Genomic DNA, 15,254 nt, shown 5'->3' with positions numbered 1-15,254 from the left:
CGGTTGGGAAGGGCCACGGGATGATCCACTCGGGTTACGTGAAACCGGGGTATTCGGACTCGGCTGATACCCCGGTTTCCATGAAGTCGAGTGGATCATGGAGGTCGGATGGCGTCAGCCTTCCAGGCGAGAGCGGACCTTTTCCGCACAGGCCCCCACAACGGTCTGCGCGTCGAGCCCGAGGCTCTCGATGGCTACGAGCGCGGTGAACACCACGTCGGCCAACTCGGCCGCCACGTCCTCGCGGGTGTGGGTGACACCCTTGCGCGGATTCTGCCCGAGCAGACCGATCCAGGCGGCTGACGCCTCCCCCGCCTCCTCGGTGAGCTTCAGGATGCGGCAGGTCAGTTCCGTCTGCCCGGTGCCGTTCGCCGCGTCCAGCCAGCTCCGCGCAGACCGGGCCGCCGCCCAGATCGAGTCGTCCACGGCGACCAGTCAACCCGACCGCCCCGGCCGGTCACACACCCGGGCCGCACGGTCGGGGCGCACCCGGGGGCACGGTAAGGGCGCAGCCCGCACGGTCGGGACGCGCGGGCCGCACCGGCTGTCTGACTGGTCGGTCAGTTCAGCCATTGACTCCGGTCGACGGCAGTCCTAGGTTCAGGGCGCTACCGGCCGGTAGGCAACCGTCCCGCCTGGTCGCCCCCGCAGGCGACATCCGTCCGATGGGGAGCATCGATGCTGTCCGTACCCGTTCGCAGGCTCCGCCCCCTGATCGCCGCCACCGCGACACTGACCCTGGCCGTCGGGCTGCTCGGCGCCGCACCCACCGCCGCCGCCGCACCCACCGCCGCCGCAGCCAACACCGCCGCACCCAACACCACCGGCGCCGCGCCCAGCACCGCCGGCCACGACCCCTCCGGCGACCAGCCGCTGCCCGGCTACACCTTCCAGAATCCGCCGCTGGCGCCGCTGGTGGTGGCCGGCAAGCCGACGACGGTACGCCAGGGCGTGCACCGGCACGCCGCGTACATCATCGAGGTTCCCGCCCGGTGGAACGGCGACCTGGTGGTGTGGGCGCACGGCTACCGCGGCCAGGGCACGGTGCTCTCGCCGGAGTCGCCGGCCTTCGAGCTGCGCCAGCGGCTGCTGGCCCAGGGATACGCGTGGGCGTCGTCGTCGTACGACCGCAACGGCTTCGACATCCGCTCCGGTGTGCTGAGCACGAGGGACCTCGCCGACCACTTCGGGCGGACGGTGCGCAGACCTCACCGCACCTACCTGGCGGGGGTGTCGATGGGCGGGTACGTCATCGGGCGCTCGTTGGAACAGTATCCGGGCTACTACGACGGGGCGCTGCCCATGTGCGGCGTGCTCGGTGACCAGACGTTGCTGGACTTCTATCTGGACTACAACCTGGTCGCGCAGACCCTCGCCGGTGTGCCGGCCTACCCGACGCCGGCCGACTACCTCAGCAACGCCGTGCCCCGCATCCAGGTGGCGCTCGGGCTGGCGGGTCTCACGCCGACCGGGCCGGACACCACCAACGATCGGGGCAAGCAGTTGCGGGCCATCACCGTGAACCGTTCGGGCGGGCCACGGCCCGGCGCGGAGGCGGCCTTCGCGGTCTGGAAGGACTTCCTCTTCTCCATCGCGGTGACCGACGGCGGCGACTCCCCCGCTCAGCGGCCCAGCCAGATCTCGACCAACCTGCTGACCCGCTACAGCCCGAACAGCCCCGTCGACGTCAACTCGTCGGTGCAGCGGGTGGCTCCGGAGAACGTCGTGCAGCGACTCCTGCCGACGCTGACCGAGGTGCCGAAGATCGCCGGGCGGCCGAGCGCGCCAGTGGTCAGCCTGCACGACCTGGGCGACATGTTCGTGCCGTTCAGCATGGAGCAGGCGTACGCCACCGACGTGGCACGGCACGGTCGTGGCCGGCTGGTGGTGCAGCGGGCCATCCGGGCCGCGCAGCACTGCGAGTTCAGCCCGGCCGAGGCCGGCGCCGCCTGGGACGACCTGGTGTCCTGGGTACGCACCGGCAAGCGCCCGGCCGGCGACACGGTGACCGATCCGGCGGTGGTGGCCCGACCCGACTACGGCTGCCGGTTCAGCGACCGGGCCGCGTACGCCGCCGGGGTCGGCACCCGCCGCCTGTACGCGCCCTGCTGAGGCAGCGCCGTCCGGACAGCGCTGACACGACGACGCCGGCCGGCTCCCGAGATGGGGGCCGGCCGGCGTGTGTGTGCGTGTCGTGTCACCAGAGCTGCTGGACGACGTCCGCCGCCTGCTCCTCCCACTGCGCGTACGCGTAGGGGAAGGCGGAGACCTGCACGGTCTGCGCGGCGGCGGTCAGCGGCAGGTCCTGCCAGCCGCCCACGTTCTTCAGCGCGCTGAAGAACGCTGTGGCCGCGTACTCCGGGTCGGTGATCTGGTCGGGCGTGCCCCAACCGGACGACGGGCGCTGCTGGAACAGGCCCTGCGAGTCGTGGTCGTTGTACGCGCCGAGGTGGCCGAGGTTGTAGAGCTTCGACTCCTGCAACGAGGTGGCGACGCCGATGACCGCGCCACGGTCGCCGACGCCTGTCTTCTTGGCCGCGTCCACGATCGCCCGGGCGTTGGCGAGCTGCGCGTCGTCGAGCGGGATGCGCGACTGGGCGCCCTCGATGCCGTGCGGGATCAACTCGTCGCGGCTCGGCTTGCCGGCCGGCGGCTTGCCGGTGGCGGAGCCGGTGGTCAGCCCGGACTCGACCGGCTGGTCCTTCTGCTGCTTGGCCGAGGTGGCGGCCTTGCCGGTGGCGAGGTCGATGGCGGCGACAGCGCCCTGGTGCGGCCCGCTGGTGACCGGGGCGGCGGTCGCGGTCGGCGCGAGGGCCAGACCGCCGAGGGCAGCCACACCCACCACGCTCAGCGCGGTCTTGCGGTACGAGTCCTTAGCGATGGCGGGGAGCCATCGAGTGAAGTCGACCTTCACGATGGTTCCTTTCGATCGTGCGGAGCGCTCCGGGGTGAACGCTCCTCGGGAGGATGACCGCGGAAAGGGGTTTGGGCTCCGGCGGTACGGGGGACACAACCGGGTTGACGTGTCGGTCATTCCGGAAATGCCCGAGGCGTGGGCGCCTGCGGTCCCGGTCACTCCGAGAATCGGATGGCAGACCCTTCAGACGGCGAAATGGGACGATCCACCCGGCCGGGTCAACCGCGGTGGGCCGTGCCGAACCGGACGAGAACATGCCAGAGCTGCTTGAGGTGCTGCAGGGTGTCAGCGATCGGGCCCCGGTCCGCCCACCGCTGCGGCTCGGTGACCACCGACACGGCGCCCCGACCGATCAGCACCGCGTCCACCGGCGTGCCCGGGCGGGCGAACTCCCGGTGCAGGCGTGCCGCGAGCACCGGGATCGCGGGCCCCCGGAACTCGGCGTCAACCCGGTCGACGGCCAGCGCGAAACCGCTGTGCCAGCGCAGCGGAAAACCGTACCGCCGGGCGGTTGATTCCAGCGCCGCCCCGGTCGGGGTGCCGGCGAACGACGGATCCACCACCAGTTCCTCGACATCGTGCGCGAGGTCGAGCGGGCCGTGGATCTGGGCCTCCACGTAGTCGTCGAGCGCGCGCCCGAGGGTGGCCGGCGCGCTCGGCGCCTCCAGCAGCGTCCGGGCCAGGGAGGCGACGTCCATCCCGGCCCGTCCCAGGCACTCGCCGGTGCCGGCGACGCCGGCCAGCAGCCCGGCGAACACCCCCTCGAAGGCGTCCGCCGTGCCCACCACGTCCGGACCGAGGTGGCTGTCGCCGAGGCAGAAGGTCGCCCGGCCCCACACCGCCGGACGCAGCCGCAGGTGACAGGAGCCGAAGCGGGGACAGGCGCCGTCCGCGTGGTCGAGCAGGTTGATCCCGCCGTACGTGGGTCGCTCCGCCGGGGCCACCCCGGGCCGCTGGTACGCGCCGCCGAACATCCGGTGCTCCCACCGGTCCCGATCGCCACCGGGATACGCGGTGAGGCCGCCGTTGGAGATCCCGGTGACGAACTGACTGCGGTACACCCCGTCCTCGGCCAGCGCCGCCGCGACGGAACGCCCGTCGGCGCACAGGCGATCGGGGTGGAAGTTGACGGTAAGCCGACCACGGTGGGCAGCCGCGGCGAGCAGCAGGTCCGGCCGGTGGCCGCCATCGGCCGCGACGAGGTGCCGCTCGATCGCGGCGAGCGCCGCGGGACGCTCGACCACCGCCGACGACCGCACGTACGCGAGGGCAGCCGCCTGCGCCGGGGTGAGTGCGGCGCGGAGCCGTCGCTCAGACGTCGCCGTCATGTCCGGGGTCCACGGCGCGCTCCGGCGGTGCGCCCAGCTCCTCGAAGACGGTGATCTGCAGGTCCGCCGGGGCGTCCAGGCGCGAGTTCAGCGACTGCCAGGGCGTACGCGTCGGCGGCGCGATCTCGCTCGCCCCGGCGGCGACCAGCCGGGCCGTGGTCGCCCGCGTGTCGTCGACCTCGAAGGCCACCCGGATGCGCGGCGCGACCTGCCGGCCCACCTCGACCTCGTCGATCATCCGCTTCTGCGCCGGGTTGGCGATCTCCAGGGTGGCCCGACCGGCGTCCAGGATCACCACGCGGGCGTCGCCGTCACCGGTGAACGCCGCCTCCTCGGGCAGACCGAGGGCGTCCCGGTAGAACGCCACCGCGGCCTCGTGGTCGGCCGCCTCCACCACGAGGCGCAGCTGACGGACGACGGGAACCTGGTGCTCGGCGGCCATGCGCCGGATCCTAACAACGCCCTAGGCTGAACACCGTCCGGAAGGGAGCGACGATGGTCGAGACGGATGGCGACGACGCGTACGTGGTGCGTCCGGTCGGTCGGGTGGCCTCGCCGCTGACCGACGCGGCGAGCGCGCCCCGGCAGGGCGATGAGGGTGCGCCCACCGCGTGGCTGATCTTCGACCCGCAGGTCGAGCAGGCTCTGGCCGACCTGTCGGCCGGCGCGGAGCTGCTGGTGCTGACCTGGTTGGACCGCGCCCGGCGCGACGTGCTGACCGTGCACCCGCGCGGCGACGAGACCCGTGCGCGCACCGGCGTGTTCAGCACCCGCTCCCCGCACCGGCCCAACCCGATCGGCCTGCACCGGGTGCGGGTGCTGGCGATGGACGGGTTGCGCGTCGAGGTGGCCGACCTGGAGGCCCTCGACGGCACCCCCGTCCTGGACGTCAAGCCGGTGCTCGGCCCACCCGACGAACGCTGAGCCGCCGTCAGTGACCGCGGGCCAGCCACTCCGGCAGGTGCGGGGCCTCCGCGCCGATCGTGGTGTCGTCGCCGTGCCCGGTGTGCACGACAGTCTCCGCGGGCAGGGTCAGCAACCGGGTGCGGATCGACTCGATGATGGTGTCGAAGTCGCTGTACGAGCGCCCGGTCGCGCCCGGTCCTGAATGAAACAGGGTGTCGCCGGTGAACACCGCCCCCAGCTCCGGGGCGTAGAAGCTGCACGCACCGGGGCTGTGCCCGGGGGTGTGCAGCACCCACAGCGGGGTGCCGGCCACCTCGATGCTCTGCCCGTCCCGCACCTCGCCGTGCGGCGGCAACTGGGGGTGGACCAGGTCCCAGAGCACCCGGTCGGCGTCGTGCAGCAGCACCGGAGCGCCGGTGGCCTCGGCCAGTTCGGGCGCCACCCGTACGTGGTCGTCGTGCCCGTGGGTGGCCAGGATCGCCCGGACCCGGCGACCTCCCACCAGCGCGAGGATCGTTGGCACGTCGTGCGGCGCGTCGATGATGACGCACTCGTCGTCGTCGCCGATCACCCAGACGTTGTTGTCCACCTCGAACGTCTGCCCGTCGAGCGAGAACGTGCCGGAGGTGACCGCGTGGTCAACCCGGACGGCCATCAGAACACCACCACCGAGCGGAGCACGTCGCCGTGGTGCATCCGGTCGAACGCGTTCTCGACCTGGTCCAGAGCGATCTCCTCGGTGACGAAGGCGTCCAGGTCGAGACGGCCCTGCAGGTACAGCTCGGTGAGCATCGGGAAGTCCCGGCTGGGCAGGCAGTCGCCGTACCAGCTGGACTTGAGCGCGCCGCCGCGCCCGAAGACGTCCAGCAGCGGCAGCTCGATGCGCATCTGCGGGGTCGGAACGCCGACCAGCACGACAGTGCCGGCCAGGTCCCGGGCGTAGAAGGCCTGCTTCCAGGTCTCCGGTCGCCCCACCGCGTCGATCACCACGTCGGCCCCGAAGCCGCCGGTGGCGGCGCGGATGGCCTCGACCGGGTCGGTCTCGGAGGCGTTCACGGTGTGCGTCGCGCCGAACTGTCGGGCCCAGTCCAGCTTGCGGCTGTCGGTGTCCACCGCGACGATCGTGGTGGCGCCGGCGAGGGCCGCGCCGGCGACCGCGGCGTCCCCGACGCCGCCGCAGCCGATCACCGCCACCGAGTCGCCGCGGGTCACGTTGCCGGTGTTCATCGCCGCGCCCAGCCCGGCCATCACGCCGCAGCCGAGCAGGCCCACCGCTGCCGGCCGCGCGGCCGGGTCCACCTTCGTGCACTGACCGGCGTGCACCAGCGTCTTCTCGGCGAACGCGCCGATGCCCAGCGCCGGGGTGAGTTCCGTGCCGTCGGTGAGCGTCATCCGCTGCGCGGCGTTGTGGGTGTTGAAGCAGTACCAGGGCCGGCCCCGACGGCAGGCCCGGCAGACGCCGCAGACGGCCCGCCAGTTGAGCACCACGAAGTCGCCCGGGGCGACGTCGGTGACGCCGTCGCCCACCTGCTCGACGACGCCCGCCGCCTCGTGCCCGAGCAGGAACGGGTAGTCGTCGTTGATGCCGCCCTCGCGGTAGTGCAGGTCGGTGTGGCAGACCCCGCAGGACTGGATCCGGACGATCGCCTCACCGGGGCCGGGATCGGGCACCACGATGGTGGTGACCTCGACCGGTGCGCCCTTGCTGCGGGAGATGACTCCCCGGACTTGCTGGCTCACTTCGCCTCCTGCTGGTGGTGTACGGCGGGGCCGGACACCGGGCGGGCGGATGAACCGGGCTCGGCGGTGGGCCCCTGGCGAACCTACCCCGATCACCACTGTCGGCCCAGTCGGCCGGGCGGTGCGGTTATCAGCTGTCACGCCGGGTACGCGGGCCACAATTCGGACCACGACCACCGGGAGTGATCATGAAACTCGCGCACCTGCCGCTGCGCGTCACCATCGGGGCGTACTTCCTCAACTCGGGTCTGGGCAAGCGGAACCTGGAGGGCGAGGCCGCGCAGGCCATGCACGGGATGGCGGTGGCGGCGATGCCGCAGCTCGGTCAGTTGGAGCCGCCACGGTTCGCCAAGCTGCTGTCGTACTCCGAGATCGCCCTGGGGGCCGCGCTGCTCGCGCCGTTCGTCCCGGCGCCCCTGGTGGGGCTCGGCCTGACCGCGTTCGGCGCGGGCCTCGTGCAGCTGTACCTGAAGACGCCCGGGATGCGCGAGCCCGGCAGCGTACGGCCGACACAGCAGGGCGCGGGGCTGGCCAAGGACGTCTGGTTGGTCGGGGCCGGCCTGACCCTGGTGCTGGAGGGGTTGACCCACGGCCGCCGGCGCGGCTGACCTGGGCGAATCGCGCCGCCGCGACCCGTTATCGTGTGGGCGACCCGGCGGTCGGTCTGAGGAGCTGCGGTGACCCACAGTCGTTCGGTGCGACCGTTCTACCGGCCGATGAGGCCCCGCCGCCGCGACGAGCCGCACCGCGCGGCCACCCCGCTGGAGCTCTTCTTCGACCTGTGTTTCGTGGTGGCCGTGGCGCAGGCGGCGACCAGCCTGCACCACGACGTCGCCGAGGGTCACCTCGCCCACGCGCTGACCAGCTACCTGATGGTGTTCTTCGCGATCTGGTGGTCGTGGATGAACTTCACCTGGTTCGCCTCGGCGTACGACACCGACGACGACGTCTACCGGATCACGACGCTGGTGCAGATCACCGGGGCGTTGATCCTGGCGGCCGGGGTGCCCCGGGCCTTCACCGACGGCGACTTCACCGTCATCACCTACGGGTACGTGGTGATGCGGCTGGCCGCTGTCACACAGTGGATCCGGGCAGCCGCCGGCGATCCGGCGCACCGGGCGGCGGCACGCCGCTACGCGATAGGCGTGACAGTCGTGCAGCTCGGCTGGCTGCTGCGGCTGGCGCTGCCCGACGGTTGGGGCATCGGGGCGTTCGTGCTGCTGGCGCTCGCCGATCTGCTGGTGCCGGCGGTGGCCGAGCGTCCGGGGATGACGCCGTGGCACCCGGGGCACATCGGCGAGCGGTACGGACTGTTCACGCTGATCGTGCTCGGCGAGGCGGTGCTGGCGATCTCGGTGGCGATCCAGACCGGGCTCGACGCGGGCGACCACGGTCTCTGGGCGCTCGCGGCGGCGGGCGCGCTCATCGTGTTCGCGCTCTGGTGGCTCTACTTCGACCGTCCGGTGGACGCGCCGGACCGGTTGCCGTACTCGCTCATCTGGGGTTACGGCCACTATCTGATCTTCGGGGCGATCGCCGCGGTCGGAGCGGGGCTGCCCGTGGTGGTGGACCACGAGCGGCACCTCGCGCACGTCTCCGGCACGGCCGCCGCGTACGCGGTGGCCGTGCCGACAGCCGTCTACCTGCTGACCGTCTGGGTGCTGCTCGTGCGCCGCCAGCAGCACGGCGCGGTGGTCGTCGCCTATCCGGTCGTCGCACTGCTGGCGCTGCTCGTGCCGCTGGGCCCGGCCCCGGTGCAGGTGCTCGCGGTGTTGCTCGTCGCCCTCGTGACCCTGACGGTGCTGCTGCGCGAACGCGACAGCGGGGCGCCTGCGACGCGCCGGGCCTGATTCCGATCTGGATCAGAGGTCGGCCACCCGGCCTGCCGGCGCGCGGGACGGCCCGGAAGTCGGCAGAATTGCGGCATGCCTCGCCGCCGATGGTTGCTGGCCGACCAACTCGGGCCACATTTCCTCGACGACCCCGATCAACCGGTCCTCCTGGTGGAGGTCCGGGAGCTGTTTCGCCGTCGGCCGATGCACCGGCAGAAGGCGCACCTGATCCTCTCCGCAGTGCGCCACCGTGCCGCCGAGCTGGGCGACCGGGCGCTGCTGCTGCGTACCGGCACGTTCCGCGAGGCCCTGGCCCAGGTCGCCGAGCCGGTGGAGGTGTGCCATCCGCACTCCCGGGCCGCGCTGGAGTTCGCCCGCTCGGCGCCCGGGTTGACCGTGCTGCCGCCGCGCGGCTTCATCACCAGCCAGGCCGACTTCGCGGCATGGGCGGACCGCACCCGCCGGGGTCCGCTGCGGATGGCTGACTTCTACCGGCAGGCCCGTCGCTGGCACGACGTGCTGACCGGCTCGGCCCGGGGCACCGGCGGGTCCGGTGGCACCCCGGCGCCGCGCCGACCCCGCTCGGAGGCCCCGGCCGTGCCGGCTACGCCGCCGCCTCCACCGCCGATCGTCGAGGACGACATCGACGCGCAGGTCCGCCGCGACCTGGACCGGTGGGCCGCCGACGGGGTGCGGTTCGTCGGCCGCGACGGCCCCCGGCAGCACCCGGCCACGCACGCCGAGGCGCAGGCCCGGCTGGCGCACTTCCTGACGTACCGGCTGCCCGGGTTCGGCCGCTACGCCGACGTGATGAGCGCGGACGATCCGCTGTTCGCGCACTCGGCGCTGTCGTCGTCGTTCAACCTGGGATTGCTGCACCCTGAGCCGGCCGTCCGCGCCGCCGAGCAGGCGTGGCGGTCCGGCGCCGCGCCGCGTACGGCGGTGGAGCCGTTCATCCGCGGGCTGCTCGGCTGGCGGGAGTTCCTCTGGCAGCTGTACTGGTACCACGAGCCACGCTTTCGGGGCGCGAACTGGCTGGCCGCGACTGAGCCGGTGCCGCAGTGGTTCGCCGAGCTGGACGCCGACGCGGTGGAGGCGCGCTGCCTGGCCGACGTGCTCGCCGCCGTCCGGGACCGGGCGTGGACGCACCACAGCCCCCGGCTGCTGGTGCTCGGCAACTACGCGTTGCAGCGGGGTTGGCGTCCCACCGAGGTGGCGGACTGGTTCCAGCGCTGCTTCGTCGACGGCACCGACTGGGTGATGAACGCGACCGTCATCGGCATGAGCCAGTACGCCGACCTGGCCCGGGTGGACACCCGCCCGTACGCGGTGGACGGCACCGACATCGACGAGATCAGCGACTACTGCGCCGGCTGCCGTTACACCCCCGAGCGGGCGCTCGGCGAGCTGGCCTGCCCGTACACCGGGGGTTTCGAGAGCTTCCTGCACCGCAACCGGGAGCGGCTGGTGGCCGACCCGCGGCTCGCCGCGGAGCTGGCCCGCCGCGACGAGCCGGAGCACCGCGAGGCGGTGCTGGCGCAGGAGGAGAAGCGGGGCAGCAGCCCTCCGTGATTAGGTGGGGTCCGCGACGGGCGGCGGGATCGGCACCTGCCGGTCGACGCCCCGGTTCAGGCCGACGACCAGCAACCGGTTGTACGACGCCGGCAGGATCCGGGCCAGCAGGTCGGGGAGTTTCGCCGACCAGCCGATCAGCACCCGGCCCCGGCGCCGCTCGACGCCGCGCAGGATCACCTCGGCGGCCCGCTCCGGGGCGATGGTGAGCAGCTTCTCGAACTGGGCCCGGCCGGCGGTGTACTCCTCGATAGACACGCCGCTGCCGACCCGCGCGTTCTCGGTGATCCGGGTGCGGATCCCGCCGGGGTGCACCGACGTGACACCGATGCCGTCGTCGACGAGTTCGTGTCGCAGCGCCTCGGTGAGGCCGCGGACGGCGAACTTGCTCGCCGCGTACGCGGTCTGCCCGGCCGGCGCGATCAGCCCGAACAGGCTGGAGATGTTGACCAGGTGCGCGCCCGGCTCGGCCTTGAGGGCGGGCAGCAGCGCGTGGGTCAGCTGCGCCACGGCCCGGAAGTTGATGTCGATCACCCAGCTGAACTCGTCGAACGTCACCTGGTCGAACCGCCCGCCGAGGCCGACACCGGCGTTGTTGACCAGCAGGCGGACGCGTGGGTGCCGCTGGCCGATCTCGACCGCGACCCGGGCGGTGGCGGCCGCGTCGGCGAGGTCCACCCGGTACGTGTGCACCTGCCGGTCCGGGTGCGCGGCGTGGATGGCGGCGGCGACGGCGTCCAACCGCTCGGCGTCGCGGTCCAGCAGCACCAGGTCACTGCCCCGAGCGGCCAGGCCGTGCGCCAACGCGGCGCCGATGCCGCTGGCCGCGCCGGTCACGACGGCAGTCGCGCCGGCGAACTCAAACCTCCGCACGATCGGTGCTCCTTCCCTGCCGGGTGCGGCGGGTGAACCGCACACCCTCGTCGGTGAGCCGGCCGTGCCGCATCAGCAGCACGTCACGGGCGTAGTTCTGGTACAGCCGCCAGGGCGCCCGCTCGCCCTGCCTGGGCAGCGCGTCGACGCTGCGCAGCACGTAGCCCGAGCGCAGGTCGATGAGCGGCACCCGCCGCGCGTCGGGCGGTGGGAGCGGGGTGACGACCTGCTGGCCGGTGCGGTCCAGGTGGCGCAGCAGCCGGCAGACGTAACCGGCGACCAGGTCGGCCTTGAGGGTCCACGACGCGTTGGTGTAGCCGAGGGTCAGCGCGAAGTTCGGCACGCCGGAGAGCATCATGCCCTTGTAGGCGACGGTCTCGGGCAGGTCGACGTCGACGCCGTCCACCCGCAGTGTCAGGCCACCGAGCGCGAGCAGGTTGAGCCCGGTCGCGGTCACCACGATGTCGGCGCTCAGCTCGTCGCCCGAGGCCAGCCGGACCCCGTGCGCGGTGAACGCGTCGATCGTGTCGGTCACCACCGACGCCCGCCCCTGCCGCACCGCGGTGAACAGGTCACCGTCGGGCACCACGCAGAGCCGCTGGTCCCACGGGTCGTAGCGGGGCGAGAAGTGCCTGTCGACGTCGTACCCGACCGGCAGCTGGCGCTTCGCGCCGCGCCGGAGCAGCCGCTTGACCAGGGCTGGCGCGCGCCGGCTGAGCTGGAAGTTGACAGTGGAGAGCAGCACGTTCTTCCACCGCACCACGGAATACGCGGCGTTCGCCGGCAGCCGGCGCCGCAACGCGCCGGCCAGCCGGTCACGCGAGGGCAGGGCGATGACGTACGTGGGTGAGCGTTGCAGCATCGTCACGTGCGCGGCCCGCTGCGCCAGGGCCGGCACCAGGGTCACGGCTGTCGCGCCGCTGCCGATCACCACCACCCGCTGGCCGGTGTGATCCAGGTCGTCGGGCCAGTGCTGCGGGTGCACCAGCCGCCCGGCGTACGCGTCCACGCCGGGCAGGGTCGGCGTGTAGCCCTCGTCGTAGCGGTAGTAGCCGGTGCAGGCGAACAGGAACGAGCAGGTCAGCACCACGGTCTCGGCGGTGTCGGTGCGCTCGGCGTGCACCGTCCAGCGGGCGGTTCCGCTGTCCCACTCGGCGCGCGTCACCCGGTGGGAGAAGCGGATGTGGCGCTGCACGTCGTACTCCCGGGCGGTGTCGCGCACGTACTCCCGGATGGCCGCGCCGTCGGCGATGGCCGTCGCGTCGGTCCACGGCCGGAACGAGTAGCCGAGGGTGAACATGTCCGAGTCGGATCGAATACCGGGGTAGCGGAACAGGTCCCAGGTGCCACCTATCGCGTCGCGTGCCTCCAGCACCGCGTACGTCTTGTCGGGGCAGTCGCGGCGCAGATGGCAGGCGGCGCCGATGCCGGACAGGCCGGCGCCGATGATGAGCACGTCGACGTGGTCGGAGGGCATCGCGTTCCTCCCGTCCGGGGCGGTGGACGGACACTAACACCGCCCCGGACGCCGGGCACCTAGCCCGAGACCACCGCCGGGCCGCCGAACTGACCGTGACGGTGGGAGGCGCGCTCGGCGTCGAGCCGGGCGAGCATCCGCGCGAAGTCGTCGGCCGAGAGCACCGGGCCGTTGTTCTTGCGCAGGCTCGCCATCCTGGAACGCCGCTGCACCGCCGACTCGAACGCCCCGTTGGTCGTCAGCACCCAGCAGGCGTCACGCGCGGTGGGCCCGCCGAGGAGCAGCGCGGGACGGGCCTCGAACCCGGTCACCTCCGGCCAGGGCAGGGTCCGCGTGCGGAACACGTGCCGCAGCCGTACGCCCCGGTCGTTGACGTAGATCCCGGCGAGGTACATCCGCAGGACGCCGGTCAGCCACAGCCCGAGGAACAGCAACGCGCCGGTCAGACCGAGGGCCGCCGATGCATCGATCCTGCCGTGGGCGGGTCCACGGCTGGCGGCGACCACCACGGCGACCGCCATCGTCGACCCGACCAGCAGCGTGAGTCCGGTGACCGCCTGCGCCGCGCCCCAGGGGCTGATCCGCCGCCATCTGCGCATGGTCCGCAGGCTAGTCGGTGGACGCTCGCGTGGATTCCATGATCCAGTTCGTCTCCCAGGTGCGTTCGCCGTCGACCGAGAACGCCTGCTCCCAGCGGGCCGTGGTCGCGGTGATCCCCGACCAGATGAACCGGCACCGGACCGGCCGCCCCTCGTGCTGGTCGTCGGCGTAGAAGCGGCCCACCCCGTCGACGAAACGCCCCACCATCGGCGGCTGCTCCAACTCCCCCCGACCGCTGTTCATCCAGTAGATCGACCACTGCCCGCTCGCCGGGTCGAAGATCCTGATCGTCGCGCCGGAGAAACCCTTGGTCGGAAAGGTGATCTCGTCGAAGTTGCCGCCGCCGCCGAAGAAGCTGTGCGCGACCGACACCCCGGGAAATTCCTCCCACTCGTCGCAGCCGGTCAGCCGCTCGCGCAGCCGACGGTTGACCACGTTCCAGGTGCCCACGTAGAAGTCGAAGTCGCCCATCAGCGGCCCACCGGCCCTTCCGCTCGCGTGTCATCCAGATAGCCGGTCAGGTCGGGAGCCTCGGGCACCAGCATGTGCCGGACCCAGGCGGCCCGCTCGTGCTCCAGCACCGCCAGCTCCCACACGCAGCCGACCTCGCGCCGACCCAGCTGGACGAAGTGGGTCGGGTCGACGTCCGGGCAGTCCAGCGCGGGCTGCCCGGCCACCGCGATGTGCACTTGCAGCGCGTTGTCCCACACCCAGGTGTACGCCAGCAGGTAGGCGCCGGTGTCCGCGCCCCGGTGCAGCACCACCCAGCCGGCGGCCGGGGTGCCGTCGCTCACCGCGCGGGCCAGCAGCGCTGGCAGCAGGTCGTACGCGGCCTTGCACACCTCCGGCTCGATCGGCCGCTCCAGCTGGTCGATGTGGTAGCGCTTGAGCTGCCAGCCGTCCACGGTGACTGGTCCCGGCGTTCGTAGATCCTTGTCGCGAAAAGCCATGCCGGGACGGTAGGACCACTCCCCTGACAGCTAGTGTCAGTGAAGTGCGGGCCAGTCGACTTCTCTCCGTCCTGCTGCTGCTCCAGTCGCACGGCCGGCTGACCGCCGCGCAGCTCGCCGAGCGGCTGTCGGTCTCCCCACGCACCATCTACCGGGACGTGGAGTCGCTGCACGCCGCCGGCATCCCGCTCTACGGCGAGGCCGGGCACGCCGGCGGCTACCAACTCGTCGACGGCTGGCGGACCCGGCTGACCGGCCTGACCGCCGAGGAGGCCGACCGCCTCTTCCTGGCCGGGCTGCCCGGCCCCGCCGACGAGCTGGGCTACGGCGACGTGGTGGCCGCCCTGCAACTCAAGCTGCACGCCGCGCTGCCCGCCCCCCTGCGCGACCGGGCCACCCAGCTGCAACAACGCTTCCACCTGGACACACCCGGTTGGTACGCCGACGGCGACGCCTCCCCCGAGCTGGCCCGCACGGCCGAGGCCGTCTGGCGGCAGCAGCGCATCGAGGTGCGCTACCGCGGTTGGCGCGGCGAGGTGACCCGGGTGCTGGAGCCGTACGGCCTGGTGCTCAAGGGCGGCCGGTGGTACGTGGTGGCCACCCGGCCGGGCCGCGCCGAGCCGGCGACCTACCGGGTCAACCAGATCCTCGCGCTGACCCCGCTGGCGCAGGAGTTCGACCGACCTGCCGACTTCGACCTGCCGGCCTGGTGGCGGGAGCACGTGCTCCGGTTCCGGGAACGGCTGCACCGCGACGAGGCCACCGTACGGCTGTCGCCCGCCGGCCGGGAACGGCTGCGGGAGATCGGCAGCGACCCGGTGGTGTCCGCGGTGGACGCCAGCGCCGGGCCACCCGACGCGCACGGCTGGGTGACCGCCGTCCTGCCGATCGAGTCGCTCACCCACGCCCACGGTGACCTGCTGCGCCTCGGCGCCGACGTGGAGGTGCTCACCCCGCTCGCGCTCCGCGACCGCCTGGCCGCCACCGCCGCCGGGCTGGCCGCCCTCTACGCCCCAGCCGGCCCGCCGACCCGATAGCCACCGCCGCTTCCACAGT

Annotated in this window: 17 protein-coding genes; 6 read left to right on the top strand and 11 right to left on the bottom strand. The window is 72.7% G+C overall.

The genetic code is table 11. From position 1 onward, the window contains the following. Positions 1-114 precede the first annotated feature (114 nt). The gene (locus AB0B97_RS02375; protein ID WP_357489993.1) at positions 115-426 is read right to left on the bottom strand and encodes a MazG-like family protein; all 312 of its coding nucleotides are present in this window, start codon (positions 424-426) and stop codon (positions 115-117) included. A gap of 252 nt (positions 427-678) precedes the next feature. Between AB0B97_RS02375 and AB0B97_RS02370 the strand changes: the two genes are divergently transcribed. Further along, positions 679-2,112: a hypothetical protein gene (locus AB0B97_RS02370; protein ID WP_357489991.1), complete on the top strand. Its 1,434-nt coding sequence runs from the start codon at positions 679-681 to the stop codon at positions 2,110-2,112. An 85-nt stretch (positions 2,113-2,197) separates the two neighbouring features. Here the strand turns inward: AB0B97_RS02370 and AB0B97_RS02365 are convergent, their stop codons facing one another. The 3 genes from AB0B97_RS02365 to AB0B97_RS02355 all read right to left on the bottom strand — a co-directional run bounded on the left by AB0B97_RS02365 (position 2,198) and on the right by AB0B97_RS02355 (position 4,687). Further along, on the bottom strand, positions 2,198-2,914 hold the full coding sequence (locus AB0B97_RS02365; RefSeq protein WP_234590002.1) for a hypothetical protein: 717 nt from the start codon (positions 2,912-2,914) through the stop codon (positions 2,198-2,200). Positions 2,915-3,135: 221 nt separating this feature from the next. Further along, positions 3,136-4,245: a DUF3626 domain-containing protein gene (locus AB0B97_RS02360; protein ID WP_357489989.1), complete on the bottom strand. Its 1,110-nt coding sequence runs from the start codon at positions 4,243-4,245 to the stop codon at positions 3,136-3,138. After that, complete coding sequence (locus AB0B97_RS02355) at positions 4,229-4,687, bottom strand: VOC family protein (RefSeq protein ID WP_357489987.1); 459 nt, start codon at positions 4,685-4,687, stop codon at positions 4,229-4,231. The genes AB0B97_RS02360 and AB0B97_RS02355 overlap by 17 nt, the downstream gene beginning before the upstream one ends. 53 nt (positions 4,688-4,740) lie before the next feature. On the opposite strand from AB0B97_RS02355, the gene tsaA reads away from it, so the two are divergent. Further along, positions 4,741-5,169 (top strand): tRNA (N6-threonylcarbamoyladenosine(37)-N6)-methyltransferase TrmO, encoded by a 429-nt coding sequence (gene tsaA / locus AB0B97_RS02350; RefSeq protein WP_357489985.1) that lies wholly within the window; start codon positions 4,741-4,743, stop codon positions 5,167-5,169. Between the two features lie 7 nt (positions 5,170-5,176). Here tsaA and AB0B97_RS02345 read toward each other — a convergent pair whose 3' ends face one another. Both AB0B97_RS02345 and AB0B97_RS02340 read right to left on the bottom strand, forming a co-directional pair. Next, complete coding sequence (locus tag AB0B97_RS02345; RefSeq protein ID WP_357489983.1) at positions 5,177-5,806, bottom strand: MBL fold metallo-hydrolase; 630 nt, start codon at positions 5,804-5,806, stop codon at positions 5,177-5,179. Further along, positions 5,806-6,891, bottom strand: a complete 1,086-nt coding sequence (locus AB0B97_RS02340) for an S-(hydroxymethyl)mycothiol dehydrogenase (protein WP_357489981.1) — start codon at positions 6,889-6,891, stop codon at positions 5,806-5,808. Before AB0B97_RS02340 ends, AB0B97_RS02345 begins: the two co-directional genes overlap by 1 nt. 188 nt (positions 6,892-7,079) lie before the next feature. Here AB0B97_RS02340 and AB0B97_RS02335 point away from each other — a divergent pair, with 188 nt between their 5' ends. From AB0B97_RS02335 to AB0B97_RS02325, 3 genes are all read left to right on the top strand, one after another. Further along, positions 7,080-7,499 (top strand): hypothetical protein, encoded by a 420-nt coding sequence (locus AB0B97_RS02335; protein WP_357489979.1) that lies wholly within the window; start codon positions 7,080-7,082, stop codon positions 7,497-7,499. A 69-nt stretch (positions 7,500-7,568) separates the two neighbouring features. After that, positions 7,569-8,744: a low temperature requirement protein A gene (locus AB0B97_RS02330; RefSeq protein WP_357489977.1), complete on the top strand. Its 1,176-nt coding sequence runs from the start codon at positions 7,569-7,571 to the stop codon at positions 8,742-8,744. A gap of 75 nt (positions 8,745-8,819) precedes the next feature. Then, positions 8,820-10,298 carry a cryptochrome/photolyase family protein gene (locus AB0B97_RS02325; RefSeq protein ID WP_357489975.1) on the top strand — a complete coding sequence of 493 codons (1,479 nt, stop codon included), beginning with the start codon at positions 8,820-8,822 and terminating at the stop codon, positions 10,296-10,298. Here AB0B97_RS02325 and AB0B97_RS02320 read toward each other — a convergent pair whose 3' ends face one another. The 5 genes from AB0B97_RS02320 to AB0B97_RS02300 are packed head-to-tail and all read right to left on the bottom strand — an operon-like array spanning position 10,299 to position 14,198. Further along, entirely contained in the window at positions 10,299-11,171 is an 873-nt protein-coding gene (locus AB0B97_RS02320; protein WP_357489973.1) for an SDR family oxidoreductase, read from the bottom strand. It lies immediately after the preceding gene. Beyond that, positions 11,158-12,648: an NAD(P)/FAD-dependent oxidoreductase gene (locus AB0B97_RS02315; protein ID WP_357489971.1), complete on the bottom strand. Its 1,491-nt coding sequence runs from the start codon at positions 12,646-12,648 to the stop codon at positions 11,158-11,160. The genes AB0B97_RS02320 and AB0B97_RS02315 overlap by 14 nt, the downstream gene beginning before the upstream one ends. Positions 12,649-12,707: 59 nt before the next feature. Then, on the bottom strand, positions 12,708-13,247 hold the full coding sequence (locus tag AB0B97_RS02310; protein WP_357489969.1) for a PH domain-containing protein: 540 nt from the start codon (positions 13,245-13,247) through the stop codon (positions 12,708-12,710). Positions 13,248-13,257: 10 nt separating this feature from the next. Then, positions 13,258-13,719, bottom strand: coding sequence for a hypothetical protein (locus AB0B97_RS02305; protein ID WP_234589955.1), 462 nt, complete (start codon positions 13,717-13,719; stop codon positions 13,258-13,260). Further along, complete coding sequence (locus AB0B97_RS02300; protein ID WP_357489966.1) at positions 13,719-14,198, bottom strand: hypothetical protein; 480 nt, start codon at positions 14,196-14,198, stop codon at positions 13,719-13,721. Before AB0B97_RS02300 ends, AB0B97_RS02305 begins: the two co-directional genes overlap by 1 nt. Positions 14,199-14,242: 44 nt before the next feature. On the opposite strand from AB0B97_RS02300, the gene AB0B97_RS02295 reads away from it, so the two are divergent. After that, positions 14,243-15,235: a WYL domain-containing protein gene (locus AB0B97_RS02295; RefSeq protein WP_357489964.1), complete on the top strand. Its 993-nt coding sequence runs from the start codon at positions 14,243-14,245 to the stop codon at positions 15,233-15,235. The last annotated feature ends 19 nt before the right edge of the window (positions 15,236-15,254 follow it).

The organism is Micromonospora sp. NPDC049004, assembly GCF_040649315.1.
Taxonomy (GTDB): domain Bacteria; phylum Actinomycetota; class Actinomycetes; order Mycobacteriales; family Micromonosporaceae; genus Micromonospora.
Note: the sequence above shows the minus strand (reverse complement) of the source record. Positions and strands in the feature narration are given on the sequence as shown.

What these genes read in the sequence shown, in the direction of transcription:
- tsaA (WP_357489985.1), top strand. Translation starts at nt 4,741, where the DNA reads ATGGTCGAGACGGATGGCGACGACGCGTACGTGGTGCGTCCGGTCGGT.
- AB0B97_RS02360 (WP_357489989.1), bottom strand. Translation starts at nt 4,245, where the DNA reads ATGACGGCGACGTCTGAGCGACGGCTCCGCGCCGCACTCACCCCGGCG.
- AB0B97_RS02300 (WP_357489966.1), bottom strand. Translation starts at nt 14,198, where the DNA reads ATGGCTTTTCGCGACAAGGATCTACGAACGCCGGGACCAGTCACCGTG.
- AB0B97_RS02305 (WP_234589955.1), bottom strand. Translation starts at nt 13,719, where the DNA reads ATGGGCGACTTCGACTTCTACGTGGGCACCTGGAACGTGGTCAACCGT.
- AB0B97_RS02345 (WP_357489983.1), bottom strand. Translation starts at nt 5,806, where the DNA reads ATGGCCGTCCGGGTTGACCACGCGGTCACCTCCGGCACGTTCTCGCTC.
- AB0B97_RS02335 (WP_357489979.1), top strand. Translation starts at nt 7,080, where the DNA reads ATGAAACTCGCGCACCTGCCGCTGCGCGTCACCATCGGGGCGTACTTC.
- AB0B97_RS02355 (WP_357489987.1), bottom strand. Translation starts at nt 4,687, where the DNA reads ATGGCCGCCGAGCACCAGGTTCCCGTCGTCCGTCAGCTGCGCCTCGTG.
- AB0B97_RS02325 (WP_357489975.1), top strand. Translation starts at nt 8,820, where the DNA reads ATGCCTCGCCGCCGATGGTTGCTGGCCGACCAACTCGGGCCACATTTC.
- AB0B97_RS02310 (WP_357489969.1), bottom strand. Translation starts at nt 13,247, where the DNA reads ATGCGCAGATGGCGGCGGATCAGCCCCTGGGGCGCGGCGCAGGCGGTC.
- AB0B97_RS02370 (WP_357489991.1), top strand. Translation starts at nt 679, where the DNA reads ATGCTGTCCGTACCCGTTCGCAGGCTCCGCCCCCTGATCGCCGCCACC.
- AB0B97_RS02315 (WP_357489971.1), bottom strand. Translation starts at nt 12,648, where the DNA reads ATGCCCTCCGACCACGTCGACGTGCTCATCATCGGCGCCGGCCTGTCC.